Raw genomic sequence first — 24,038 nt, 5'->3', positions numbered from 1 at the left:
ATAGGTTTCCGGATCGTATTGGAAATTTATGATAAAATAAATAAATAAATAAATATAGGCTTGTAAAAGTGTTCACTTAAACTAACGAAGCAGGTTAGTTGAAGAATGTTGTTTAACTTGTAAGAAAATCTTTTGTTTAAAAAAACAGTTTTAAGAAGGTGAAAGGTCTTGGAAAGAAAAGTTGAATTAAAACACTTTTTACTAGGTGGGTATACAATTGGTTTTGTGGTAGGATGCTTAACATCTCTTCTGTCAAAGATTAGCACTACCGTTAATCTCAGTTTTTCCTTTGAAAGTATTTTTTGTATTGTAGTAGTTTTACCAATAATTTATTGGATGTATCGTTATTCAGGAATGGTTTTCGATGACCAAACAATGAAAATGAAGTTGTTATATGCTTTTATATTACTATTAGGTTTTTCTTTCGGAATATTCTTTTTTGAATTACTTTTAAGTTAATAATTTGTCTCTAATAATAGAGTATTGTAAAAGTGCTTTTAAACAGATAGAGCCCCTTTTTCTATTCAACTAACGGGTGCTTTACTTCAAGAAGGAGTAAAGCCTTTTTTTCTTATTGAACTAAAGCGGCAGGTAGTTGAACAAGGATTAGGCCCAATCAGGAGAGAATTCTCAAAAGGAAAAGTAGATAGGAGTAAACTAGGTTTAGTTTTTTATTTGAATTAATTGCAGGATTATTCGGCAGTGTTGGATATAGTGACACTTTAAATACGAAAAAAATTGACCAAAATATTGAATGGTTAAATCAATACGATTGGTTTAAAAAGATTTACGAGGATGAAGAATATCACCGTTTGTTTTTTGTAAATAAACACGTCAGACGTTATTTACAAAGCACAATTCGTGTTAGAAAAATTATTCGTAGTAAAGAAGCACGAAGAAAGCTATTGTACCTTCTTGATAAAGAAGTAAAATCATAATTTTCTAATTGAACTAAAGCAGCAGGTTAGTTGAATAAGACATGATAGAATATGTATATAAAATTGTATGTTGGGCGTGATTAAAATGGATAGTAAGCTATTAGAAATATATGTAGGATGGGAAGATAAACTAAGTAATGATGAGTGGTATTTTAGTAATTGTTTCGAAACAATTACTAAAGGCATGTCTCCAGAAGAAGCGTTTAATTACATCCCAAACGTCATTGAGGTGTTATTCAAATTAGATGATGACTTTTTAGTATGGGTAACCCTTTATTTCTTAATTGAACTCTATGGTCTTGCAAATACCACTCAGATACATCCATATCTCGAAGGTAATTGGTCAATGTTATTACAACATATTAAGAAATTTGAAGACTCTTATGCTACTCCATTTAAAGAACTTATGAAGGAACTAAGAATTAAAGTATGATGTTAATACGCTTTTATTAACGGGTGCTTTACTTCAAGAAGGAGTAAAGCATTTTTTCTTATTGAATAAACGCAGGAGGTTAGTTCAATAAGAGAGAATGAACAAAGTAGAGAATATACTATCTAGATTTTATGAAATGAAGCCTTTGGAATGATACTACGTAAATATAAGTACTCTAAATCGTTATAGGGAAGTGGAAAAATGTTTTATATTATGCTAATAATAGGATTTTTGTCAGTTCTAATGGCTGTATTTATATTTGGTTTTATGTATGTTGAAAAGGAATTTACATTACTAAATGTAGTCAAGACCATTGGAGCCCTTCTATTTGGTGTTTTTCTTTTAGTGATTACTCTACCAAGTCTAAAATACATACTACTAAAGGAATATGATGTTGTCAGCGGGAACTGCACCATCGAAATATTTTCATCAGGGCGTTCTACAGAATCCAACTTCGAAATGCTTGATACAGGTGATATATTTACTTTTAACTATATTCCTGTTCTGGATGCTTATGGAGAGTCAATCCCGTACTATTGTGAGGTGACAGTTACAAAAGACCATAAGTTTGAAATTAGTTATAAAATTTATGATGTCAATTCGCGAGAGCTTATATTAACAAGTGAATAGCCTATGTTCACAGTTGATGGTATTGAAAATAATGACATTGAAGAAACAACACGAAGAGAATATATCGTTGGCTACCCTTGTAAGCTAATATCTGAATTAGAAACAGAAAACGAACAAAACTTCTTATTTCACTAACGGGTGCGTTAGTCAAAAGGAGCAACGTCATTATGACGTTGCTCCTTTCTAGTTAAAAGTATTTCTGATAATACTCTTTCCTTATCCTTCCGCTTAATTGAGCATAGATCCTAGTTGTTTCACTTTTCTCATGCCCCATAAGACTTTGTATAACTTCAATAGGAGCTCCATTATTCATCAAATGAGTTGCGTAGCTGTGTCTAAGTTGATGCGGGTGAATCTCTTTATTAATTTCTGCACGATTAGAGATCCGTTTGATGATGTATCGCATTTGGGCGACACTCATTTTATGTGGTTGTCTGGCTGTGACAAAGATGGCTGGATTATGGTCATTACGACTTTCCATATAGCGTTTAAGCCAAATATCGCAACGTGTATTAAAATAAACTTCCCTTTCCTTATCTCCTTTTCCTCTAACAATCGCAGATTGATTGGACCAATTTATCTGGTTCTTTTCTAACGCAACTATTTCTCCAATACGACAACCAGTAGAAAACATGAATTCGAAAATCGCTTTTTCCATGGGAGAATGACAGGATTCACGAAGGTGTTCTATCTCCCGTTCGGTTAAATACTTGGGTATCCGTTTACCCACTTTGGGTTCTTTAATTTTGGAAGTTGGGTTTTTACTCAGGTAGCCTTCTTCATGGGACCAACGAAAAAATGATTTCATAAAGCGGATACGATGTGCGAGACTGGCCGGTTTTAAATGCTTGCCGGCTATAGAGAGATATTCCTTCAGTTGATTTGTATCCAGTGATTCTATTTCTGTATCCTTAAAATAATCAATAAGTAGCAAAAACTGTAACCCGTAGGCCTTCAACGTTTGTGGAGAGAAGCCCTCTATTCGTTTATCCGCTTCAAATGAGGACCATGCTTTTGACAGTAACAATTCCATTCCCCCTAAAATAGTAATATTAAAAGGATTATTACCAACTTAATAGAATTATAGACATAGGGTGTATTTTTACTAACGGTGCAGTTTAGTTCAACAAGAACGGCTTAAATCACTCTAGCTCCGACTTATAAAACAAATCAAAAAACTAGTAATAAGGTGGTGTTTTACCTGCTGAAATATATAAAAATTTTTATTAGTATCATCTTAATTTTTCTCGGTAGTACGTTTTTAAATATAACCGTTGATGATGAGGTTCTGGATAATATATTTATTAAAACATTGGGCGTGCTTATGATGTTTGTGGGTGTTATTTTAGGCAGAAGAGCAATCAAAAAAGGTAAATTGAAGAACTTGAATAATTGAGGTATCTAATTATTAACGTATTCCAGAGCGTAATGGATATCACAGACATTCCATCTTGAAGTAACGGGTGCTTTACTTCAAGAAGGAGTAAAGCCTTTTTCTTAGCTAAAGTGGCAGGTTAGTTCAATTAGAGGATATTATTTAAAGAATGACGAATTTGTCAATATTAGTGTAGTTTTTGAGTATTTCCTTTTACAAATGAGGGGTGACAATATGGAATTATTAGTTCAAGCGGGATTTTTTTTAAATCCAATTTTAGCAATAGTATTTTGCTTAAATTTAGTAGCATTAATCAAAAAAGTTAGTAGTGATAGTAATGCTGGTACCTCTAAAAATACATTTTGGATGACTATTTCAGCTACTTATATCATATTTAGTATAACTTGGTTGTTGATGTTTCTATTGTAATTCATTTACAACTCAATCTTTCTTCTTCAACTAACGGGTGCTTTAGTAAAAAAGGACATCAAAATAAAATGAGCTGGGAGAACATAGCCAAAAACAAAAAAAGCACTGCTAGATGCAGTGCTTCCAGTTTGACGACAAAGGTATTTTTATAAACAGTTATGAATAGTTATAAATGTTCCTAAGGATGTTTATTCTTCTTATTAAAAGTAAGATATCGATTACTCTATTGGAACTTGTTTTATAAGGCAAGGTCCACCACGAAGACTCCAGTGGGAATAGCTTGAGCTGAAGACCCCACAGGAACGTAGTGACGAGGAGGCTGAAGCCAAGCCCACGGAAAGCGAAGTGGTGGGCCTTGCCGAGTTTAATATTCAACACTATACACCTAAATTTGAGTTTGTCTACAGTCTGAAAGCACTGCTAGATGCAGTGCTTCCTTTGATATTTATCTTATTCGATTACTTTTTATCTGATTCGGCAACAGCTTCTTTAATAGCCTCTGCTACTGCAGTTGCATTTTCTTCTTGTTCTGTTAACTCCTCAGTTGTATGAGAGATCGTTTCCATAAATTCCATTGGCTCTTCTCCCTCAGAAGAAGCAGTACCATCATCAAGTGGTGAAGAAGCACTTGGTTTAATAGCTTTTACTTTATCAACCAATTGTCCAGATTGTTCTTGAATTTGCTTAGAAAGTTGTGTTGTTTTTTCTTTTGCAGTTGATGAGAGATCAATGGTTTTATCTTTAAGCTGATTAGCTTGAGTGGAAAGATTTCCACGAAGCTCTGTTCCCGTTTTAGGTGCTAATAATAATGCAGTTGTTGCACCGATAATACCACCGATTAAAACACCGATGATAAAGTCCTTACCATTTACTTCTTCGTCACGATAAATATCATCGCTATTATAGTAAGGTACTGGCGGATAATTTGAATTTCCTTGCTGATTATAAGAAGGTTGGTTTGCAAAGTATTCATGATTATAAGTTGCTTCATTGTAGTTAGGTTTAGTCTGTTTTTGATTTGTCATGTAAATTCCTCCAATTATTGTGGTTTATTTTGATCGTTTTCATAGGTATAATACCCAGCACGTTCTAATGCTTTGCGTTCTTTCCATTTGTCGCGAACACCTAAGAAAACGTTACTCCATTGCACTACTTGCGCTATCTTTTCTTCATTCTTCTCCACTTCAGTTGTTACGGAAGTTGTTAAGCGTTGGATAGAATGATTAAATCCATTAACTGAACTACCTACATTTTTTACTGCATCTACTACTGTGTTCAGCTTCTCAGATTTAACTTGAATGTCTTCTGCTAAGTTATTTGTTTTATGAAGTAGTTCCGCTGTTTCTTTCGTCATATTCTGCAGATTTGTTTCTAACCCATCTAACGTGTCTGCTACATTATTTAGCGTCTTTTTAACTGAAAATAATGTCATTGCCAAACTAATACATAAGATTAGAAATGCAACAGCGGCTATAATAGCTGCTATGTATAAAAGATTTTCCATTGTCCATCCTCCTAGAAACTTGTATGTCTTATTACATTTTTACCCTATTCAAATCAAATTAAACTTCCTACCTATACTATACTACGTTTCTTTTAAATATCCTTCAAAAAAAAGCTTAATCCTCATCGGATTAAGCTTTTTCTTATTTATTTAACTTTTTTTCAAAAGCTTGTTGATACTTCTGTACGTCGCCTGCTCCCATAAATAAGAAAACAGAATGTTCATTTGTCTTTAATTCTTCTACATTTTCTTCTCTAAGGATATGACTTCCTTCAATAATATCTCCAAGCGTTTCGATGGTTAAATTCCCTGCGTTCTCTCTTGCAGAACCAAAAATATCACATAGATAAACCCGATCTGCCAAGCTCAAACTCTCACTGAATTCTTGTAAAAACTTTTGTGTTCTTGTGAAAGTATGTGGTTGGAAAATCGCAATAACTTGATGATTTGGATACTTTTGTCTAGCAGATTGAATTGTTGCTCTTATTTCTGTCGGGTGATGAGCATAATCATCAATGATAATATCATTACCTACGACTGTCTCCGTAAACCTTCTTTTAACCCCTTCAAACGACTCTAAGCCTTTTTGTATAGTATCTGCAGGGACACCTTCATATTGGCAGAGAGAGATAACTGCAAGGGCATTTAGAATAGTATGATCTCCAAACAAGGGAATTGTGAAGCGATCATAATATTCGTTACGAACAAATACATCAAAAGATGTACCTTCCGGCGTTATTTCAATATTGCGAGCTGCAAAATCATTATGTTCTCCAAAACCGTAGTAGACTACAGGAACTTCTGATTTTATTTGTTGCAAGTATTTATCATCTCCACATGCAAAGATGCCTTTTTTCACTTGCATCGCCATAGATTGAAATGCCTGGAATACATCATCAATATCTTGGAAATAATCAGGATGATCAAAATCAACATTTGTCATTATTGCATAATCCGGATTATAGGCTAAAAAATGACGTCGATATTCACAAGCTTCAAACACAAAGTTAGATGCATTTAGCATACCTTTTCCTGTACCATCACCTATTAAATAAGATGTCGGTTCGTGTCCGCTCAATACATGCGATAACAATCCTGTAGTCGACGTTTTTCCATGAGCGCCGGTAATTGCTATAGATGTAAACTGACTCATATAATTGCCTAAGAAGTCATGGTAACGAATGATTTCCAACCCAAGTTCTCTAGCTTTGACTAACTCTGGATGACTGTCAGGAAATGCATTTCCTGCAATAACAGTCATGCCCTCCTGAATATTGGATTCATCGAACAATAAAATCTCTATATTCCGCTCGTGTAATGGTTTTTCAGTAAAGAAGTATTTTTCAATATCAGAACCTTGAACTTCATAGCCAGTATCATGCAAAATTTGCGCTAATGGACTCATTCCAGACCCTTTAATGCCTGTAAAATGGTACTTTGTCATACGTATAAACCTCCTGGGATTAGCCCCACTCATATACATTATATAATTCATGCGCCTTTTTAGACGTATTTATAATTATATCACTATTTCTTATAATACTTAAAAAATAAATTTAACCAAATATTCCCTCTAATGTTTCACTTGTTAATAATACGTCTCTTGCTTTACTTCCTTTTTGTTCTGTAATATATCCATTTTCATACATTGCATCTATTAATCGGGCTGCACGGTTATATCCTAGATGAAACTTACGTTGTAGCAACGACGTAGATGCTGTGCCCTGTTCTACGATAAAACGGCAAGCCTCTTCAAATAATTCATCCTGCTCAGAAGTAATTTCTTTTTGTAGAAGTTCCTCTTGCTCAAACAAATAATCAGGATTCCCTTGACTCCTCGCATATTCAATAACACTTTCAATCTCATCATCAGAGACATACGTACCTTGGATTCGTACAGGACTAGACATACCATTTCCTTGATAAAGCATATCTCCCTTACCTAGTAAACGTTCTGCCCCTTGCTGATCCAAAATAGTACGAGAATCGATTTGTGATGAAACAGAAAACGCAATTCGTGTAGGGATATTAGCTTTAATCAGGCCAGTAATAACGTCAACAGAAGGACGCTGTGTTGCTAATACTAAGTGTATTCCACATGCCCTTGCTTTTTGTGCAATTCGACAAATAGCATCCTCTACTTCCGTTGGCGCCATCATCATCAAATCTGCAAGCTCATCGATGACAATAACAATATAAGGAAGTTTTTGCGCAAACTGTCTCTTCTCCGTAGCCAGCGTATTATACCTAGATATATCGCGAACGCCGATATGAGCAAACAGCTGATAACGTCTTTCCATTTCCTCCACTGCCCATTTCAATGCAGCTGTTGCAGCTTTTACATCCGTAATAACTGGGCTTACAAGATGAGGTATATGATTGAAAGGTGCAAGTTCTACCATTTTAGGATCGATTAATAGTAATTTTACTTCATCAGGCGTCGCTTTATACAATAGACTTACTAATAATGAATTAATAAATACAGATTTCCCAGATCCGGTTGCTCCAGCTATGAGTCCATGGGGCATTTTCCGAAGATCCAATGTCACTGGCTTACCTGTTAGATCCAATCCCAATGCCGCTTCTAGAGGTGAATCCGATTTTAAAAATGTATCTGTATTTATCACTTCCGATAAGCGCACTGCTCGAGACTTTCTATTCGGGATTTCTATTCCTATGGAACTCTTTCCTGGAATGGGTGCTTGAATACGAATATCTTTCGCTGCTAACGCAAGTTTTAGATCATCTGCTAGATTGCGTATTTTACTTACCTTTGTTCCTTGACCAACCGTTATTTCAAATTGAGTAACCGCTGGTCCCTGTACCATTTGAACAATCTCACCTGTTACTTGGAAATGGGACAAAGCATCTATTAATGTAAAAGCTTGCTCCTCCATCCATTCTCTATCCTCTACATTCATTTCGGGAGGTAGTAAATGACTAATAGATGGTCTCACATAATTTGATTGTTTCGCTTTTTGCTCCTGTTCCTTTAAGGTTTCAACTTCTTGCTCACCTATTGGAACATTTTCTTTTATTTCTTTTTGCTCCTGCTGAATAATTGGCTTTGTTACAGGAACCGCTTTCTGTGCTATCGGAGATAATTTGTTCATAGTATCTATTCTATTCATTTTACTTTTATCTGATTTCAGCATTAATACATTAAATGGTCTAATCTTTTCTTTGACAGGTTTTTCTGTTGCTAAAATATCCGTAGTTTGCATTGGAGCATGTGTTATTTCAGGTATTTCAGTCACTGCTACCTCTGCTTGTACAGCTTCAACAAGCTCATTCACTTGCTCAAACTCGTCTACTACTTCAGCTATTTGTATATCTTCGTTTACTACCTCTATTATTTGCAAATCCTGTTCTAAAACATCCACTTGGGGGTTTTCGCCTAGTTCTGTAACAGGCGATAATTCTTCAAATGGTTTCACTGCTGCTTCTTCAATAATATTTTCTACTAACTCTATTACTTGTACATCCTCGTTTACTGCCTCAGTTACTTGCATATTTTGTCTGTTTACATCTGCTACAAGGACTTGCTCTTTTACTTCGCTCAGTTCTGGACCTGGCGTAATAGCTTGAGCATTATTTAATACGTTCGGATTTATCGTTTCCGTTCTTTGTTCTTTTTCTTCCACTTTTTTATTTAGGTTTGTTCTTGAAAATCCATAAACTGGTGATGGTACTTCTGTAGGTGTGAATGCTCTTTTCTTTCGAATTACAGGAGGAGTATCAGCTACTACTTTTTCCTCCACTATCTTCTTCTCTGCTCGGTGAACGATAGTAGGTTTCTGTGCTCGTTGTTTCCAAAGATCTTGTGTATATAGAGGTTTATATATTTGCTCTTCAACTGGAGCCTCTTCTTTATAAATTTCACCTATTTGCTCTTCCTTTGGATATCCATATACAGTTTCATTTTTTTCTTCGTCTGATATCAATGGGAAACGAAAAGGAGTTTTTTTCTTTGTAGGATCTAACGTTTGTTGCTTCTCTTTGTATTCCTCTTCATATTCTTTCTCATCTGAGGCAAATAATTTTTTTAACCAATTCAAATTCATCACTCTTTCTAAAAGATACCTCTTATTCTACCAATAATAATAGGTTTCGTCTGTATTTATAAGGTAGAATGGTAAAAAAATCATGTGTTTTAGGATTTTATCCGAGGGGAATATGCCACTTATGTATCGGAATAGCAAAATATATGGTTAAATATTCCACCCACTTTGTTTCTTTTTAGGAACAAAAGCGTAAGTACTATATCCTCCTGGACGACACTGGAGTCTGGAAAAGATTCAATTACAGATAGTTTCAGGTCCAGAGTTTTATAATTTTCTTTTCATCAAAAAAAGCACACCTTAAAGGCATGCTTGTCATTTCTTTATACTATAAATTCGCTTCCAACTTCTTTTTGCTCATCTAGGATTAAAATCCCTTTTACTTCAGGTGCATTCGGAATAGCCAATTCTCTTGCAGAACATAGCATTCCACTTGAAGCTACACCTCTAAGTTCAGCATCCTTAATAACCATACCTGAAGGCATAATTGCTCCAACTTTAGCTACTACTACTTTTTGACCTGCTTCTACATTCGGAGCACCACATACAATTTGTAAAGTCGATTCACCAACATTTACTTGGCATACTTTTAACTTGTCCGCATTTGGATGTTGTTCCAATGAATCTACAAGGCCTACCACAAACTTAGGAGATAGATCTGCTTCTAATGTATAAGAAACACCGTTTTTCTCTAATGTTTGTTGCACGGTTTCGATTAATTCAGCAGTTAAAGATATATTACCTTGAACATCTAGCTCTTTGTATTTGCTAAATTCAAAAATGTTTATAGCCAGTACTTCGTTTGTTGTTGCATCTTTTACTTGTGTAACATCACCATTAGTTTCCGTAATAACTTTTTCTGTTTTTTCAGGTGTTAGTTGGATTAATAGTACATCTCCAACTCCAGGTTTGTTGTAAAAAATATTCATTTTTCCTCGTTCTCCTTTGATACTCGATTTTTCGCCATGATGAATATAGGTTCTAAATCTCCGTTTTCGTAGATGAAAGATAATGAAGTAATAGGCACTGTTCCAACCGTGAAGAAATGCATCGTCATTTGCGCTAGAACATCGTAACCTGTTTCATTTCTTATATCACCAATTATCATAACATCTTGATGGGGTACAGAAATAGTCATATCTCCAGTAATTTGTTTTTTCATATCTTTTAATAGCGATTCGTTCAATATACGACTTGCATCATATCCATCGTTATTATTAAAGAAATAAAAAGTATTACCTGCTACCTCATCTATTTTATAATGATTTTCTAATTTTCTCACTTGGAAGAGTGCTCGTTCCCTTACTTCCGTTTCTCTGACTTTCCACTCCAACAACATTTTTTCATCTAGTAAACGGTAAGTCTTACCAAGATCGACTGCATAGTATACGCGTGTTTCTGCTGTATGATCTTTCGTTATAAAACGGTTACCTTCATTCGATTTAAGTGGAAAGGAAGTGGAGCGGATAACGGGATACACGGACAATGATGGATCTATTTCACCGGCCATCTCTTTTTCCATCGCTTGGAATGTTTCGTTTATTGTATATACAACCTCGTTAATCGCCACTTCTTTTTTCATTTCATATTTAGCTAAAATCGGAGGGATTGAAATCTCAATTCCCTTTCCTATTTCTTTATGAGTCAAGCGTAGCTTGTTTGTTTCTCTATTATAATCATACGTGTATATATCTTCGGAAAGCTTTGTTTTTAAATGCCTTACAAGTTCAAGTGCTTTCATTTATTATCTAGTCCTTTCAAAGTGAAACTTCAAGCCGTCGGGTTACTTATCCTGTTGAAAAACGGAACCATACAATTCCCCCAGAAGTTGAACTGCCACTAGGGCATGTTTGGCTATCCTTTGGGATGGCAGTCCTAATACTTCAGAATAAACAAAACGGTCCACTAGGTGAACCGTTTGGATGGGGTTAAATCGATTGAAGAAATGATTCAATTTCTTCTCTAGTTTTACGGTCTTTACTAACAAACCGACCTTTTTCTTCGCCATTTTCATATGCTAGAAAACTAGGAATACCAAATATATCAAGCTCGATACATAAGTCTATGAACTGATCACGATCTACAGAAATAAATGTAATATCTGCAAATTTTTCTTCTATCTCTCCCATAAATGGATCGATGAAATGACAATCTGGACACCAATCAGCTGTGAATTTAAATACAACTTTTCCTTGCTGCTTTATCTCTTTGAATTGTTCTACTGAAGCTAGGTTTTCCATATGTACCACTCCTCTAGTTTGTTGAAATGGAGCGAACGATAAGCATCATTTTTTCTAAATTTTTCGCAACATCTTGTTGGTCAGAAATAGTTGTTAGTTTGATGCCACCAATGCTCGTTATAAGTTCATACTTTTCTTCACTATTTTCAATAATTGCAGCAAATCCAAATCGTCCATTTTGCTCAAATGTTTTTTCTTCTAATACTTTTAAATTTTTATCAGATGTCATCAAATCATAGTATAGTTGACTACTTGGTAATTCATTTGGATTAATAAAGAGTATAAATGATTCTTTTCCTTTAGAAAGAATAATATTTGTTTCATTAGATTCTTCTTCTATCGAAAAACCACTAGGTATAAAAATATTAATATCATTTACTTTTTCATTTGGTTTTTCTGCGTCGCCTTGAAAAGCTACTTTTGCGTTCTCAAGTCCATCTGAAGTTTGTTCTTCCAAAGAAGAGCATCCTGCTAATAAAATGACAGCTAATGACGCGATCAATAATCGCATCCAAATTCGGGTCATTCTCTTTCCTCCATTCAGTGATAACTGCTATATATTTTATCGATGATTCCCTACAGTTGCAACTACTTGGGCTTATTAGCAAATTCAAATTGCCCAATCAATAATAACATTATATGCTCGAACATTGCACTTCTATTAACAAGTCCATTGGAGAAGACACCAATGGCACCTTCATCGTGACGTATACCTTTCTTATTAGTATAGACGTCCATTACAGGTCCAAGTTCGGCACCGCCTCGTAATTGTTCAGCTATTTCCGCTGGTAGGGGTACACCAGCTCCTGTAGCAGTAAATACGTCACCGGCAGGCGTCGCCAATGCCCCCCAATTACAAATATACAATTGACCATCTATTTCTTGTACGCCGCCTTCTAAACCTATCCCAAATAGTGTGTCTGAATCTTCCATTAGCTCATCTATTAACTGCTTTGCTCGGTTAATAGCACCTTGCCTAGTCTCTTCCTGACCCATCGGTTGATCGGACACTAGTGATGGAACTTCTTTGTTTTCATAATTTACCTCTGGATAATATATACTAGAAATAGTTTGAACTGCTTTTGTTTTAGCTCTATTATGCGTACCTATTAATATTTTCATGCAATAATATTCCTTTCTAGTTAAAAAGATGCCCCGGAAGGCATCTTTTTAAAAGTATAGAGTAACATAGTCACTCCACTACTTATACATTCGATTTAATTGTCTCTAAAGTAGTACGGTCACATGATTTAACTAGTTTCACAATAAGCTCTTTGGCTGCAGCATAGTCATCTGTGTGGATGATAGATGCAGAGGTATGAATATATCGTGAACAAATACCAATTACCGCACTAGGAATACCTTCATTCGAAGTATGAACGCGTCCCGCATCAGTACCCCCTTGTGAGATGAAATATTGATATGGAATATTATGTGTTTCTGCAGTATCTAATACGAACTCACGCATTCCACGGTGTGTCACCATTGTACGATCGAAAATTCGTAAAAGTGTTCCTTTTCCTAGTTGTCCAAACTCATTTTTGTTTCCAGATGCATCATTTGCAGGACTCGCATCCAAAGCAAAAAATAAGTCTGGATTAATCATATTCGCAGATGCTTGTGCACCACGAAGACCTACTTCTTCCATTACATTTGCACCGGAATATAGCATGTTCGGAAGTTTCTCGTTTTGCACTTCTTTCAAAAGTTCAATAGCCAATCCACAACCATAACGATTGTCCCAGGCTTTAGCCATTATTTTTTTATCATTCGCCATAGGTGTAAACGAACAAACAGGTAAGATTTGATCACCAGGTTTTATACCCATTCGTAGAGCATCCTCTTTATCGTCTGCTCCAACATCTATTAGCATATTTTTTATATCCATCGGTTTGCTACGAAGTTCATCACTTAACAAATGCGGAGGAATAGAACCGATTACTCCTGGAACTGTTTGAGTCTTAGTAACAACTTCCACTCGTTGTGCAAGTAAAACCTGGCTCCACCAACCACCTAGAGGTTGAAAACGAATCATTCCATTATCTGTGATCCCAGATACCATAAATCCTACTTCATCCATATGGCCCGCAACTAAAATTTTCGGTCCATTTTCATCACCTTTTTTAAGACCAAATATACCGCCTAAATTATCTTGAACAATTTCATCTGAATATTTAGTCAGTTCATTTCGCATAAAGGCACGTACAGCATATTCATTCCCAGGTGCTCCTGGTAGTTCTGTCAATGTTTTAAAGAGCGAGCGCGTTTCTGCATTCATTAAAAAAGCCTCCTAAAGCTGTGTAGAAAATTATCTTCCCCTCTATTGTAATAAAAGTTGGGTTCGTTTACTACAATAAAACTTCGTAAACCGAAAAATTTAATCGGAACGAGGATGTATGATACACTAAAAAAAATACGATGAGGAGGAATACTGATGAAATTAAAGGATTACATGATGGGACTTGGAACTGGAATTGTAATTGGTGTTATAGCCAGCCAAGCCACGAAACAAATGGATTTCAATCGTTCAGCAGAATTAGTATTAAATGAAATTAAAAGCTCATTCAAAAAAGAGGGTCCAATCGATGGATCCTGGATATATATGACCCCTGAGAAGTTTCAAAAAGAAGCAATAAGTATGAATGTATATAAAGGCGGAATTTCTCGAGTGAAAGAAGGGGAAATTGAGCAATTTGAGTTCGCAGCAGATGCAAAAACAGGATCCGTCGTGGAATTGGTGAAAATTTAAATTTAATAGTGGATGGTTGGTCATGATTTTCTCATGTTCAACCATTTTTTGTCATCTATATAGTTTAGTTGGAATTTTTGGGGAGTTAGTTTGAAAAGAGTAAATTTTCCACAAAAATAACGAGGGCTGACATCGTCACTGCCCTCGCTTTTTATCTGTCCAACTCTAGAACAGTGCCTGAGTCACTCAAGATTTCAGTAAAGTCAAAGGACTCCTTAACTTAAAATCCTATCAAGTGCTTATCGGGGCTGAAATAGGTAATTGAACTTTTCTTTTTATCTACTTCTCTCAACTATATCTACTATTTCTTTTCCATCTTCGGACCATTTGATCATTCGATAGAAAGCATCGTGATAAAAGCTGAACCAATAATTTTGTTGAAGTGCTTGTTTGACCCATTTTTCTTTTGCAAACACTGAAGTCATCGGAAAATCATCATATGCAAGCACCCACAGTGGGTTTTGGTGAGCATGGGTAGGCATTAGATCTGCCATATGTATGACAGTATCTTCTTGCTGCTTGAATACAACAATACTATGGCCGTCACTATGGCCTCCCGTGTGAATCATCTCTATTCCCTCTACTATTTTAAGAGAATTTGTAAATGGTATCACTTGGTCTTCTATTGGCTCCCAATTTTCTTTCCAATATGTGTTTTTGGAGCGAATGTTAGGATTTTTCATTTCATTCCATTCCACATCGGACACATAAATTTTAGCATTTGGAAAAGTGGAAACAATTCGGTTTTCATCCCATTTTGTTAAACCACAGGCGTGATCGAAGTGAAGATGAGTCATCATAACAATATGAATGTCTTCTGGCAATAATCCTAATTCTACAAGATTATCTTCCACTTGAGATTGATCGGTAACACCGTAGTTTCGCAATTGCTTCTCCGTCATTTTCTGGTAGCCAAGACCTGATTCCATTAAAATGTTTTGCCCCTTATATTGGATGAGTAATGGATCCGATGGCAGTTCAATTTGATTTTTCTCATTGACAGGATATTTTTTTTCCCATAATGGTTTTGGAACAACTCCAAACATGGCACCCCCGTCCATAAAAGTTGTTCCTCCCTTTAACCATGTAAATGACATTTCGTGAAATTGAAACTTGTCCATTCTCCCACGCCCCTTTTCAAATATTCCTCTGTGTATACATTTATCGACCTAGCTAGCATTTCCGCTCAATAAAGTTACACGTATTTTGCTTCAACTCGGTATATTGGTTGACCTTTTGCAGAAAACTTTTCTTCATATTCCGTCATAATATTATCTTCCGGCATATTAACATGCAAATCGAGAGAGACCTCTTTGATAAGCATTCCAAAAGCTGACATACTCGTTAATGAATACTCAAATAAACCTCGATTATCCGTTTTGAAATGGATTTCAGCATGATCTACTAGAATCGATTTGTATAGTTCTAAAAACTCTGCATGTGTTAAACGTCGTTTCGCATGCCTAGTTTTTGGCCATGGATCTGAGAAATTTAGGTATACACGGTCTACGTCATTTTTTTCAAAATACTTTGCAAGATCAGATCCGTTTACTTTCAATAATCGTAGATTAGGTAATGGCTGAGCGGCAATCGCATTTTCTAGCGCTGACACTATCACACTGTCATATAACTCTATGCCAATATAATTGATATCGGGATTTTGCTTTGCCATTCCTGTTACAAACTGCCCTTTTCCTGAACCTACTTCAATATGCAATGGATTGTCATTCTTAAATACTTCTTCCCATTTCCCTTTAACTTCTTCTGGATTTGGGATAACTATTTCCGGATGAGCATTGATAAAATCCTCTGCCCATGGTTTATGTCTTAACCTCATTATTCAAACTCCTCTTTCTTTAACGGTTTGCTAAATTCCATGCATGTGCTTCTATTGAACATGAATAAGCTATATCTTTTTCTGTTATACATGAAAACTCACCATCCACATGGCCATACACTTTATCATGAATAACCATATTAAAATCTGATGATTGATACTGTTTTACCTCTTTAAATTTAGTATGTTTTCCAAAGAATACTGTACCAAAAATAAATAACAATTTCCATCTTGATAATTTGTTTACTACTGTCATCTCAAGTAATTGATCATTAGGAATGGAATCAGGAGAGATTTTCATTCCACCTCCAAAAAAAGGCTGATTACAAATTACAAAAAACCAAACATCATCATATCGAGTGACTTCATCTTTATTATGTAAGGTAAAAGAAAACGTTTTAAACGTTAGTAACTCTTTTATAAGAAATAATATGTATGCAAGTTTGCCTAGCCTAAAAAGGTTCAGCCTGCTTTTCCAAACAGAATAATTTGCAAGGTAAACAACTTTTGCATCAAAACCAAATCCGGCATTATTAACAAATTTGTATTCCGAATTTGGAGTGTTTACTGTTCCAATATCCATCTTGGTGTGGGAATTACTGTGTGCGACTTCCTTGAGGTCTTTCAATGTATGAAAAACATAAAAGGTTCGTCCAAAGTCGTTTCCACTCCCAGCCGAGATTATTCCAACTCGAACATGCTCAAAACCAACTATACCCAAAATAATTTCGTGAATAGTACCATCACCACCAACTCCAACTAAAAGCAAATCATCCGTTGATTCGGCGCATTTTTTGGCTATTTCGGTGGCATGATCTTCTCTTTCCGTCATATAAACTGTGTGAGGAAAATCGATTGTTTCTCTCCATTTCCTCCACACCTTCTTGCCTAAACCATTCCCTGCGTGCTCATTTACGATAAAGACAATATTATTCATTGGTTTCCTCATTACCTATATCCCAACTAGATCTAGAATAAGAAGTGGTTTGTACTAGATCTAATATCGCCTGGGCTGCTTTAAATTGCATATGCTTCATCGGAGAATGTGAAGATTTCAATGAAAGAAACCATTCAGGAAACTTTCTCGTATCGACAAATTCTGTATTGAACGAATTTCCCGGATAATCAATATAACCATTTCTTGAAAGAATTACTTTTTTTATCGGCAATTCTACGTCCTGCTGTTGGAAAATTTGTCCTAATATCGATTCCATTCGATTTAGATTAATCGTAGGATTTAATATTTTCTTTTCATCTTTCCCACTTTTCTTAAGCCAGAATCGTTCCCCACTCCCTATAAAAGCATCGGAATTTTTGCCCTCAAGTACTACAATACAAACAACTTCAGTAGGAAGTACAAGTATAATATCTAGCTCTATTGGAGCCTTTTTTAGCTTTAAGATTGGATAATAAAAGACAAAATAATTATCTGGTAGTTTCAGTGTAAAATCCCTCAGTAGTGTGTCACGCATATATTTTGGATCTACATATGACTTTTCACGTAAAGTGGAACTTGCCCATTTTAATTGAAAGTGAAACAGCTGATCTAGATACATACGTTTTAACTCTTCTTTTGTTTGAGGTTTATAAACTAGTTTAGGTTCAAATAGCAACGTAGTAGATTCTTCTGATACTGGAATCTCTTCCGTCAACTCTTTATTTCCCCAGTCTAAGTCTTCTACTATTTCTTTCTTGCTTTTTGGAAACAGAATGGAGAAAAGTGATTTTTTCTTGTATTCTACAACAACTTCATCTTCCTTTTCAATCCACTCAGAAGTAAAAGAACCTCTTTCCCACTCTTCCTTTGTCCGATCCCACTGTTGTTTTTTTAAACGTACAAACTGCGTTGGGTATCTTTTTAAATCTACTTGATAACGGGAAACATAATCTTGTAATTTAACTAGTTGGGCCATTATTTTCACCCCTCCTCCACTTAACTGTGCATATTTCTTCATAACGCGGAGACCGATTCACATTAACGGTAAAAATGGAGAAACTTAATACGTCAAAGACTACATCAGATAAGTTGAACGCTTTTAAATTTAGCGACTCTAAAGAAGCCCATTTTTTTGCCATTGTAATATGAGCAGTGAAATCGTTTGTTTTCTGTACCTCTATAAAGTTACTTAACAGTTGTACAATTTTTTGCTGCAATAATTGTAAAGAATCGCTTTTTTCTAATGATGTATATACAACACGCGGGGTAGCTTCATTACCAAAATGAGCTACTCCACTTGTTTTCAATTCGAACGATTCCCACTCTAAACGGTTTAGCGAATGAATTATTTGCTGTAATATACCATCTGCTACATGCCCTAAATAATAGAGCGTGATATGAAGATCTTCTGCAACTGGTAAGATTTTATGAGTCCTGTGTAAATTGGTTTTATCACGTTCCTGAATAATTGCAGCAGCTAACTCCTTAGGGATTTTTATAGCGATAAAATAATGCTTGTTCATGCTTCAACGGATGTAGGAATTCTTTTTTCAAAAGCTAATTGTAGCTTTTCAGCCCATTCGCCACGTTTTCCAGTACCAATTATTTTATCGTCAATCGAGATTATTGGCATTACTTCCGCATTCGTAGAAGACATAATCATTTCATCCATTTCTAATGCTTGCGCTTTTGTAAATGCTTCTTCCACTACCGGCAGTCCTACTTCTTCACAACAATTCAAAATAACTTGGCGTGTAATTCCGTTTAGCATTAAATTACTAACAGGATGTGTATACAAAACTCCATCTTTAATACCATACATATTAGAAGATGAACCTTCTGTAATTGTTTCTCCACGATGTAGTACAGCCTCATAGCAGTCTTTACTAACAGCTTCTTGTTTTGCTAGAACATTTCCTAACAAATTTAACGATTTGATATCACATCTAAGCCAACGAACGTCCTCTACAAAGCAAGCTTTTACTCCATTTTCTAACTGTGTATGTGGGCGTGTTGTTTCTTTTGTATAGGCTGTTAGAACAGATTCCACTGCTGGAACTGGAAAATTATGCTGACGCATGCTTGTTCCTCGGGTAACTTGAAGATACACTTGACCATCTTGAAGTTCATTCATTTCAATAAGTTCGTGTAACATTTTATGCATCACGTCTTTTGTATATGGAATAACTAGTTGAATCTTGTCTGCACTCGCATATAGTCGATCAATATGCTCTTTAGCTGTGAACATATCGCCGTTGTATATTTTGATCACTTCATAAATTCCATCTCCAAATTGATAACCACGATCTTCGAATCCAATTTTCACGTCTTCTTCTTGTACAAATTGATCATTCCATAATACTTTTACCATGTTCATTCTCCCTCCGAATTTGAGCTTCCAGCAAGTTCAACTATTGCATCTGCATAAATAGCAGTTGCTTTTATTAGATCTTCGATATCTACATATTCATCCACTTGATGTGCTACATCTTTTCTGCCAGGGAACACCATACCAAATGCTACCCCTTTTTCTAATACTCTTGCATACGTGCCGCCACCGATAGATAATAACTCTGCTTTTTCACCGGTATGTCTTTCATATACTTTTTGTAAAGATTTAATAAGTATATCTTCTTTATCGACATAATGAGGCTTAGAATTAGTACTTAAATCCAAAGTAATGCCTGAACCACTAAGTACTTCTCTGCAGGCACTTAATTGTTCGTCAAAAGGATAGCTTACAGAATAACGCAAACTTACTTGCGTACAAGATCCTTGTGCAGGGGCATAGTGAATAACACCAGGATTTAAGGTCGTATCTCCTGAAAGCTCATCTGTGAAATTGAGTGCCAGGCCATGCCCTCTGCTATCTTCTCCAAATGCATTTACTAAAAAGTTAACGAACGCTTTGGAATGTGGAGTAAGATTAATATCTTGTAAAAATTTAGCCAATAGTATACCTGCATTAATCCCATCATCTGGCTCCATTGCATGTGCAGATTTACCAAAAACAAGCACTTTAACCATAGGGCCTTCTTGTGTGACTTCTCCCTCAACTTTAAATTCAGCTGCAAATGTTTGGAACTTTTCTTTAATCATATGGAGACCACCGTAGATAACTGCGAATGCTTCATCTGGCACCATATTTGTACGGTTACCTGCTTGGAAAAACTGAATCGTTTCTGTATCAGCAGAACCAGTTTGTGTAAAGATCAAACTCGCGATTCCTTTTTCTGCATTAATAATTGGGAAATCAGCATCCGGTGCAAATCCCATCTGAGGCATTGCTTCCTTTGCAAAATATCTATCCATACAACGGAATCCACTTTCTTCGTCTGTCCCAATAATGAGACGGACTTTTTTGGATAGCTTAATCCCTGCTTCTTTTACTAATTTCATGGCCATCCATGCAGCAATAGTTGGACCTTTATCATCTATAGCACCACGGCCATACACTCTATCGTCAGCTACAACACCTTCAAACGGTGGATACGTCCAATTTTTACCTTCTGGCACGACGTCAACATGACAAAGGATTCCTAATATATCTTCGCCTTCACCCATTTCAATATGTCCAGCCATATTATCTACATTTTTTGTGATAAATCCTTCTTGCTCACCTTCGTTCAACATGTGGAGAAGAGCCTCCAACGGTTTAGGTCCAAAAGGCATTTCATCACTACCTGCTTTTTCATCCATGACACTTGGAATTTGTATTAATCTTTGCAATTCTGCTATGATATCTGCCTTTTTGGATTCTGCTAGTTCTAACCAATTCATATTAATATCCTCCTAAGTAATGCTTATATTCCATTTTACACTTTTTATAGTAAAAGGCACAAAAAAAGAAGGCATTTTATAACCTTCAGGCAGTGTTTTGCCAACAAAATAACATTCTTTTCTGACTTGGTATTCACTGGAAAGAATTGTGAATGTTTTGTAAATATGATTATATCTATAGAAATTTTAATAGAAATCTATTATAATGGAATTGTCAGAAAGTAAATACTTTGACTATCATTTTGTAAAGGGGCTGTAAATTGCAATTACTCAGTTGCTTTTCACCCAAGTCGTCCGCTAGTCTAGCCAAGGGATATCATGATGAAGGAGTGGTTACTTATGAAACCAACTACTGATCGGATGCTAACTCGAATAAAAGACATGTATATGTTCATCCGTGATCACGGGACAGTTACAACACAAGATTTAGTCGATGAATTTGGCATCACTCCTCGCACAATTCAACGAGATTTGAATGTGCTTGCTTTTAATGACTTAATCATTAGCCCAACAAGAGGTAAATGGACCACGACGAACAAACGCGTTAAAATGACATCTTAGATATGAACAATATGAAAAGAATGACCAAGCTAAAACTTAAGCCTGGTCATTCTTTTGCTGTATTTGTGTTAGCTCTTCTTCTGTTAGTTCTCGATATGTACCTTCTGCTAATGTAGCATCCAACTCAAGTAACCCCATCGAAAGCCTTTTTAAGTAAACTACGTTTTTTCCAACTGCTTCAAACATTCTTTTCACTTGATGAAATTTACCTTCTGTAATGGCCAATTCGATTTCAGAAATAGAATCACTTTTTAAAACTTTTAGTATGCCTGGCTTTGTATGATAGCCATCATCTAATATTACTCCATTGGAAAAGGCTGTAATATCCGATTCATCTACTACACCTTCTACTTTCGCGTAATACACTTTGGGTACGTCTTTGTTTGGTGATAGAAGTCGGTGTGTCAAAGCCCCGTCATTCGTTAATAGAAGAAGACCTACAGTATCCTTATCTAATCTTCCTACTGGATATGGTTCAAAATGACGTACGTCTTCATCTAATAGATCTATGACTGTTTGCTCCCTAGAGTCCTCTGTCGCAGAAATTACTCCAGGTGGTTTGTTCATCATTAAATAGATGAACTCTTTATATACTACTACGTCTCCGTAAACTGTCACTTTATCCTTCAGCTCGTTCACGTGCATGGAGCTGTCTTTTACAACAGCTTCATTTACTTGAATAGCTTTGGATTTGACCAATATTTTTACTTCTTTTCTTGTACCATATCCCATATGAGATAGAAATTTATCTAATCGCATTTTATTCTCCTAAAAACCAATTTTTTTGGTAAAGCGTGTAAGTCTCTCTCCGAAGAGTTTTTGAGCAAGACCCAAGCGTAATGTAACAAAAGCATAAAATACAGCTCCAATACCAGCACAAACGATAATCGCAAGTAATCCTTCTAGTTTAGTATCAATCGTCATGAATTGTCCAAATCCTAATTTGACTAGGAACACAAGCACTAACATGATTACATTGACGATAATAATAAGCATTACTCTTCGAACGACCATATTCGATTTATAATGTAATGTCTTGCGAATAGCAAATAAGTTTAACCCGATTGCCACTAGATAACCACATGCTGTAGCGATAATAGCACCATCAGTTTCAAAAGCTTTAATAAGTGGCGTATTTAGGATTAGCTTCGTTAGTATTCCAAGCAATAAGTTTAAAATTATTAACTTCTGACGATCAATTCCTTGTAATATCGCAGTCGTTACTGGATATAAAGCAAACAATATAGCAACTGGAGCGTAATGGGCAAGTACGGTTGCCCCTGTTTCACTAGCTTCATAAAACACTAAGTAAAATTCATCTGCTAACACAGAAATCCCCATTGCTGCAGGTACAGTTAAAAACAATAAAATTTGGAATGATTGGTCCAACGCTTTACGAACCTGTACAAAATCTTGTTTTGCATAATAACTAGTGATCAACGGGATTAGCGTCATACTAAAACCAGTTGCGAGCATGACAGGAATCATTACAAGCTTGTGGGTAGTGTAATTTAACATGCCTAATAATGTGTTAGATATATCCCCACCTATTCCAATGACAGACATCGCATTATTAAACGTAATCATATCGATAAATTGGAATAAAGGATTAATAACTCCTACAAGCGCAAAAGGAACAGTATAAATTAACATTTCTTTATAAATATTTGTTAATGATACATCTGAACTAATCTTCCCTGATGTAGTTAACAAATTGTTAAACTCCGGCTTCAATTTTTTCCAATACCATACGAGAACGACTAATCCTGCAATTGCACCTAAAAACGCGGCAAATACAGCAAAGGATACTGCAGTCTTTTCTGTACCATTGAATACATAAACAACAAAGAAACCACCAACTAACACAAATAGGATTCGAACAATTTGTTCCCATAATTGAGAAATTGCTGTAGGTGTCATATGTTGATATCCTTGGAAAAATCCTCTTACTAAGCTCATAACCGGAACTACAATAACTGCAAAACTGACAAATCTAATCACAGAAGCTACATCATTTACGGAAAATACTGCTTCATCATCTTTAATAATAAGATGAGCTATTGGATCTGCAAGGAAGTAGAGGATTAAAAACCCTAAAAACCCGGTCACTCCCATAAGCAACATGCTCGACTTCACGAGCTTTCTTCCAGTAGCATAATCTCCTTGGGAATTATATTTAGATACGAACTTTGATACAGCAATTGGTACTCCAGATACTGCAATTGCTAGCATGATGGAATATGGAGTATAAGCGTATTGATAAAGTGCAATATACTCCTCCCCCACTATTTGATAGAAAGGTATTACATATAGAACACCTAGTATTCTCGATAATAAGAGACCAATTGTTAAAATCATTGTCCCTTTCAGTAAATTTGATGCCATCTAACCCTTCCATTCTTATCAAATTCGCCTCGGCGAATGTGCTCCTGCGTAATCTCGTCGCAGAAAACAGTGCGCCCAGATTTTTCTCAAGCTCGCCTGAGAAATTCATCTAAAAATCTGTGGCATCCGCCGGAGGCTTTAACTTTATTAAGCAGAGGTTTGTGGATACCATTTAGTTG

General features: G+C 35.7%; 27 protein-coding genes. 7 read left to right on the top strand and 20 right to left on the bottom strand.

Features of this window, described 5'->3' with window-relative positions:
• The first annotated feature begins 168 nt into the window (after nucleotides 1-168).
• From BM260_RS08110 to BM260_RS18785, 4 genes are all read left to right on the top strand, one after another.
• Nucleotides 169-459: a hypothetical protein gene (locus BM260_RS08110; RefSeq protein WP_093536843.1), complete on the top strand. Its 291-nt coding sequence runs from the start codon at nucleotides 169-171 to the stop codon at nucleotides 457-459.
• Between the two features lie 564 nt (nucleotides 460-1,023).
• Nucleotides 1,024-1,371, top strand: a complete 348-nt coding sequence (locus BM260_RS08100; RefSeq protein ID WP_245762671.1) for an ABC transporter — start codon at nucleotides 1,024-1,026, stop codon at nucleotides 1,369-1,371.
• Between the two features lie 201 nt (nucleotides 1,372-1,572).
• Nucleotides 1,573-2,001, top strand: coding sequence for a hypothetical protein (locus BM260_RS08095; protein WP_093536841.1), 429 nt, complete (start codon nucleotides 1,573-1,575; stop codon nucleotides 1,999-2,001).
• A gap of 3 nt (nucleotides 2,002-2,004) precedes the next feature.
• Nucleotides 2,005-2,136, top strand: a complete 132-nt coding sequence (locus BM260_RS18785) for a hypothetical protein (protein WP_281249747.1) — start codon at nucleotides 2,005-2,007, stop codon at nucleotides 2,134-2,136.
• Between the two features lie 52 nt (nucleotides 2,137-2,188).
• Here the strand turns inward: BM260_RS18785 and xerA are convergent, their stop codons facing one another.
• Complete coding sequence (xerA, locus tag BM260_RS08090; RefSeq protein WP_093536840.1) at nucleotides 2,189-3,028, bottom strand: site-specific tyrosine recombinase/integron integrase; 840 nt, start codon at nucleotides 3,026-3,028, stop codon at nucleotides 2,189-2,191.
• Between the two features lie 582 nt (nucleotides 3,029-3,610).
• Here xerA and BM260_RS08085 point away from each other — a divergent pair.
• Entirely contained in the window at nucleotides 3,611-3,805 is a 195-nt protein-coding gene (locus BM260_RS08085) for a hypothetical protein (protein WP_093536839.1), read from the top strand.
• Nucleotides 3,806-4,263: 458 nt separating this feature from the next.
• Here BM260_RS08085 and BM260_RS08080 read toward each other — a convergent pair whose 3' ends face one another.
• The 10 genes from BM260_RS08080 to BM260_RS08035 all read right to left on the bottom strand — a co-directional run bounded on the left by BM260_RS08080 (nucleotide 4,264) and on the right by BM260_RS08035 (nucleotide 13,888).
• Entirely contained in the window at nucleotides 4,264-4,830 is a 567-nt protein-coding gene (locus BM260_RS08080) for a YtxH domain-containing protein (RefSeq protein ID WP_093536838.1), read from the bottom strand.
• A 14-nt stretch (nucleotides 4,831-4,844) separates the two neighbouring features.
• The gene (locus BM260_RS08075; protein ID WP_093536837.1) at nucleotides 4,845-5,309 is read right to left on the bottom strand and encodes a DUF948 domain-containing protein; all 465 of its coding nucleotides are present in this window, start codon (nucleotides 5,307-5,309) and stop codon (nucleotides 4,845-4,847) included.
• A gap of 142 nt (nucleotides 5,310-5,451) precedes the next feature.
• Complete coding sequence (gene murC / locus BM260_RS08070) at nucleotides 5,452-6,753, bottom strand: UDP-N-acetylmuramate--L-alanine ligase (RefSeq protein ID WP_093536836.1); 1,302 nt, start codon at nucleotides 6,751-6,753, stop codon at nucleotides 5,452-5,454.
• 112 nt (nucleotides 6,754-6,865) lie between these two features.
• Entirely contained in the window at nucleotides 6,866-9,373 is a 2,508-nt protein-coding gene (locus BM260_RS08065) for a DNA translocase FtsK (RefSeq protein ID WP_093536835.1), read from the bottom strand.
• Between the two features lie 320 nt (nucleotides 9,374-9,693).
• A complete protein-coding gene (gene ytpR, locus BM260_RS08060; protein WP_093536834.1) occupies nucleotides 9,694-10,299 on the bottom strand; it encodes a YtpR family tRNA-binding protein in 606 nt (201 codons plus the stop codon).
• Entirely contained in the window at nucleotides 10,296-11,111 is an 816-nt protein-coding gene (locus BM260_RS08055) for a DUF1444 family protein (protein ID WP_093536833.1), read from the bottom strand. The genes ytpR and BM260_RS08055 overlap by 4 nt, the downstream gene beginning before the upstream one ends.
• Nucleotides 11,112-11,298: 187 nt before the next feature.
• On the bottom strand, nucleotides 11,299-11,610 hold the full coding sequence (locus tag BM260_RS08050; RefSeq protein ID WP_093536832.1) for a thioredoxin family protein: 312 nt from the start codon (nucleotides 11,608-11,610) through the stop codon (nucleotides 11,299-11,301).
• A gap of 13 nt (nucleotides 11,611-11,623) precedes the next feature.
• A complete protein-coding gene (locus BM260_RS08045; RefSeq protein ID WP_093536831.1) occupies nucleotides 11,624-12,136 on the bottom strand; it encodes a hypothetical protein in 513 nt (170 codons plus the stop codon).
• A gap of 62 nt (nucleotides 12,137-12,198) precedes the next feature.
• Nucleotides 12,199-12,732 carry a DUF84 family protein gene (locus BM260_RS08040; protein WP_093536830.1) on the bottom strand — a complete coding sequence of 178 codons (534 nt, stop codon included), beginning with the start codon at nucleotides 12,730-12,732 and terminating at the stop codon, nucleotides 12,199-12,201.
• A gap of 82 nt (nucleotides 12,733-12,814) precedes the next feature.
• The gene (locus BM260_RS08035; RefSeq protein ID WP_093536829.1) at nucleotides 12,815-13,888 is read right to left on the bottom strand and encodes a M42 family metallopeptidase; all 1,074 of its coding nucleotides are present in this window, start codon (nucleotides 13,886-13,888) and stop codon (nucleotides 12,815-12,817) included.
• Nucleotides 13,889-14,044: 156 nt separating this feature from the next.
• Here BM260_RS08035 and BM260_RS08030 point away from each other — a divergent pair, with 156 nt between their 5' ends.
• Nucleotides 14,045-14,359 (top strand): hypothetical protein, encoded by a 315-nt coding sequence (locus BM260_RS08030; RefSeq protein ID WP_093536828.1) that lies wholly within the window; start codon nucleotides 14,045-14,047, stop codon nucleotides 14,357-14,359.
• 275 nt (nucleotides 14,360-14,634) lie between these two features.
• Here BM260_RS08030 and BM260_RS08025 read toward each other — a convergent pair whose 3' ends face one another.
• From BM260_RS08025 to pepV, 7 genes are all read right to left on the bottom strand, one after another.
• On the bottom strand, nucleotides 14,635-15,480 hold the full coding sequence (locus tag BM260_RS08025; protein WP_093536827.1) for a YtnP family quorum-quenching lactonase: 846 nt from the start codon (nucleotides 15,478-15,480) through the stop codon (nucleotides 14,635-14,637).
• 74 nt (nucleotides 15,481-15,554) lie between these two features.
• Nucleotides 15,555-16,196 carry a tRNA (guanosine(46)-N7)-methyltransferase TrmB gene (gene trmB / locus BM260_RS08020; protein WP_093536826.1) on the bottom strand — a complete coding sequence of 214 codons (642 nt, stop codon included), beginning with the start codon at nucleotides 16,194-16,196 and terminating at the stop codon, nucleotides 15,555-15,557.
• Between the two features lie 19 nt (nucleotides 16,197-16,215).
• Nucleotides 16,216-17,133, bottom strand: a complete 918-nt coding sequence (locus BM260_RS08015; protein WP_175496236.1) for a diacylglycerol/lipid kinase family protein — start codon at nucleotides 17,131-17,133, stop codon at nucleotides 16,216-16,218.
• Nucleotides 17,126-18,109 carry a nuclease-related domain-containing protein gene (locus BM260_RS08010; protein WP_093536824.1) on the bottom strand — a complete coding sequence of 328 codons (984 nt, stop codon included), beginning with the start codon at nucleotides 18,107-18,109 and terminating at the stop codon, nucleotides 17,126-17,128. Before BM260_RS08010 ends, BM260_RS08015 begins: the two co-directional genes overlap by 8 nt.
• The gene (gene thpR / locus BM260_RS08005; protein ID WP_093536823.1) at nucleotides 18,093-18,656 is read right to left on the bottom strand and encodes an RNA 2',3'-cyclic phosphodiesterase; all 564 of its coding nucleotides are present in this window, start codon (nucleotides 18,654-18,656) and stop codon (nucleotides 18,093-18,095) included. Before thpR ends, BM260_RS08010 begins: the two co-directional genes overlap by 17 nt.
• Nucleotides 18,653-19,504: a D-amino-acid transaminase gene (gene dat / locus BM260_RS08000; RefSeq protein WP_093536822.1), complete on the bottom strand. Its 852-nt coding sequence runs from the start codon at nucleotides 19,502-19,504 to the stop codon at nucleotides 18,653-18,655. Before dat ends, thpR begins: the two co-directional genes overlap by 4 nt.
• 2 nt (nucleotides 19,505-19,506) lie before the next feature.
• A complete protein-coding gene (gene pepV / locus BM260_RS07995) occupies nucleotides 19,507-20,913 on the bottom strand; it encodes a dipeptidase PepV (protein WP_093536821.1) in 1,407 nt (468 codons plus the stop codon).
• A 339-nt stretch (nucleotides 20,914-21,252) separates the two neighbouring features.
• On the opposite strand from pepV, the gene BM260_RS07990 reads away from it, so the two are divergent.
• The gene (locus BM260_RS07990; RefSeq protein WP_093536820.1) at nucleotides 21,253-21,474 is read left to right on the top strand and encodes a DeoR family transcriptional regulator; all 222 of its coding nucleotides are present in this window, start codon (nucleotides 21,253-21,255) and stop codon (nucleotides 21,472-21,474) included.
• 36 nt (nucleotides 21,475-21,510) lie between these two features.
• On the opposite strand, the gene BM260_RS07985 is transcribed toward BM260_RS07990, so the two are convergent.
• Nucleotides 21,511-22,233, bottom strand: coding sequence for a pseudouridine synthase (locus BM260_RS07985; protein WP_093536819.1), 723 nt, complete (start codon nucleotides 22,231-22,233; stop codon nucleotides 21,511-21,513).
• 9 nt (nucleotides 22,234-22,242) lie between these two features.
• Nucleotides 22,243-23,859: a putative polysaccharide biosynthesis protein gene (locus tag BM260_RS07980; RefSeq protein ID WP_093536818.1), complete on the bottom strand. Its 1,617-nt coding sequence runs from the start codon at nucleotides 23,857-23,859 to the stop codon at nucleotides 22,243-22,245.
• Nucleotides 23,860-24,038: the final 179 nt, after the last annotated feature.

The sequence above is a fragment of the Psychrobacillus psychrotolerans genome (genome assembly GCF_900115805.1).
GTDB classification, from domain to species: domain Bacteria; phylum Bacillota; class Bacilli; order Bacillales_A; family Planococcaceae; genus Psychrobacillus; species Psychrobacillus psychrotolerans.
This window is presented reverse-complemented; position numbering and strand designations above follow the sequence as displayed.

Coding starts and splice junctions, on each gene's coding strand:
- BM260_RS08100 (WP_245762671.1), top strand. CDS start 1,024: ATGGATAGTAAGCTATTAGAAATATATGTAGGATGGGAAGATAAACTA.
- BM260_RS08095 (WP_093536841.1), top strand. CDS start 1,573: ATGTTTTATATTATGCTAATAATAGGATTTTTGTCAGTTCTAATGGCT.
- BM260_RS18785 (WP_281249747.1), top strand. CDS start 2,005: ATGTTCACAGTTGATGGTATTGAAAATAATGACATTGAAGAAACAACA.
- BM260_RS08085 (WP_093536839.1), top strand. CDS start 3,611: ATGGAATTATTAGTTCAAGCGGGATTTTTTTTAAATCCAATTTTAGCA.
- BM260_RS08080 (WP_093536838.1), bottom strand. CDS start 4,830: ATGACAAATCAAAAACAGACTAAACCTAACTACAATGAAGCAACTTAT.
- BM260_RS08075 (WP_093536837.1), bottom strand. CDS start 5,309: ATGGAAAATCTTTTATACATAGCAGCTATTATAGCCGCTGTTGCATTT.
- murC (WP_093536836.1), bottom strand. CDS start 6,753: ATGACAAAGTACCATTTTACAGGCATTAAAGGGTCTGGAATGAGTCCA.
- BM260_RS08065 (WP_093536835.1), bottom strand. CDS start 9,373: ATGAATTTGAATTGGTTAAAAAAATTATTTGCCTCAGATGAGAAAGAA.
- ytpR (WP_093536834.1), bottom strand. CDS start 10,299: ATGAATATTTTTTACAACAAACCTGGAGTTGGAGATGTACTATTAATC.
- BM260_RS08055 (WP_093536833.1), bottom strand. CDS start 11,111: ATGAAAGCACTTGAACTTGTAAGGCATTTAAAAACAAAGCTTTCCGAA.
- BM260_RS08050 (WP_093536832.1), bottom strand. CDS start 11,610: ATGGAAAACCTAGCTTCAGTAGAACAATTCAAAGAGATAAAGCAGCAA.
- BM260_RS08045 (WP_093536831.1), bottom strand. CDS start 12,136: ATGACCCGAATTTGGATGCGATTATTGATCGCGTCATTAGCTGTCATT.
- BM260_RS08040 (WP_093536830.1), bottom strand. CDS start 12,732: ATGAAAATATTAATAGGTACGCATAATAGAGCTAAAACAAAAGCAGTT.
- BM260_RS08035 (WP_093536829.1), bottom strand. CDS start 13,888: ATGAATGCAGAAACGCGCTCGCTCTTTAAAACATTGACAGAACTACCA.
- BM260_RS08030 (WP_093536828.1), top strand. CDS start 14,045: ATGAAATTAAAGGATTACATGATGGGACTTGGAACTGGAATTGTAATT.
- BM260_RS08025 (WP_093536827.1), bottom strand. CDS start 15,480: ATGGACAAGTTTCAATTTCACGAAATGTCATTTACATGGTTAAAGGGA.
- trmB (WP_093536826.1), bottom strand. CDS start 16,196: ATGAGGTTAAGACATAAACCATGGGCAGAGGATTTTATCAATGCTCAT.
- BM260_RS08015 (WP_175496236.1), bottom strand. CDS start 17,133: ATGAATAATATTGTCTTTATCGTAAATGAGCACGCAGGGAATGGTTTA.
- BM260_RS08010 (WP_093536824.1), bottom strand. CDS start 18,109: ATGGCCCAACTAGTTAAATTACAAGATTATGTTTCCCGTTATCAAGTA.
- thpR (WP_093536823.1), bottom strand. CDS start 18,656: ATGAACAAGCATTATTTTATCGCTATAAAAATCCCTAAGGAGTTAGCT.
- dat (WP_093536822.1), bottom strand. CDS start 19,504: ATGGTAAAAGTATTATGGAATGATCAATTTGTACAAGAAGAAGACGTG.
- pepV (WP_093536821.1), bottom strand. CDS start 20,913: ATGAATTGGTTAGAACTAGCAGAATCCAAAAAGGCAGATATCATAGCA.
- BM260_RS07990 (WP_093536820.1), top strand. CDS start 21,253: ATGAAACCAACTACTGATCGGATGCTAACTCGAATAAAAGACATGTAT.
- BM260_RS07985 (WP_093536819.1), bottom strand. CDS start 22,233: ATGCGATTAGATAAATTTCTATCTCATATGGGATATGGTACAAGAAAA.
- BM260_RS07980 (WP_093536818.1), bottom strand. CDS start 23,859: ATGGCATCAAATTTACTGAAAGGGACAATGATTTTAACAATTGGTCTC.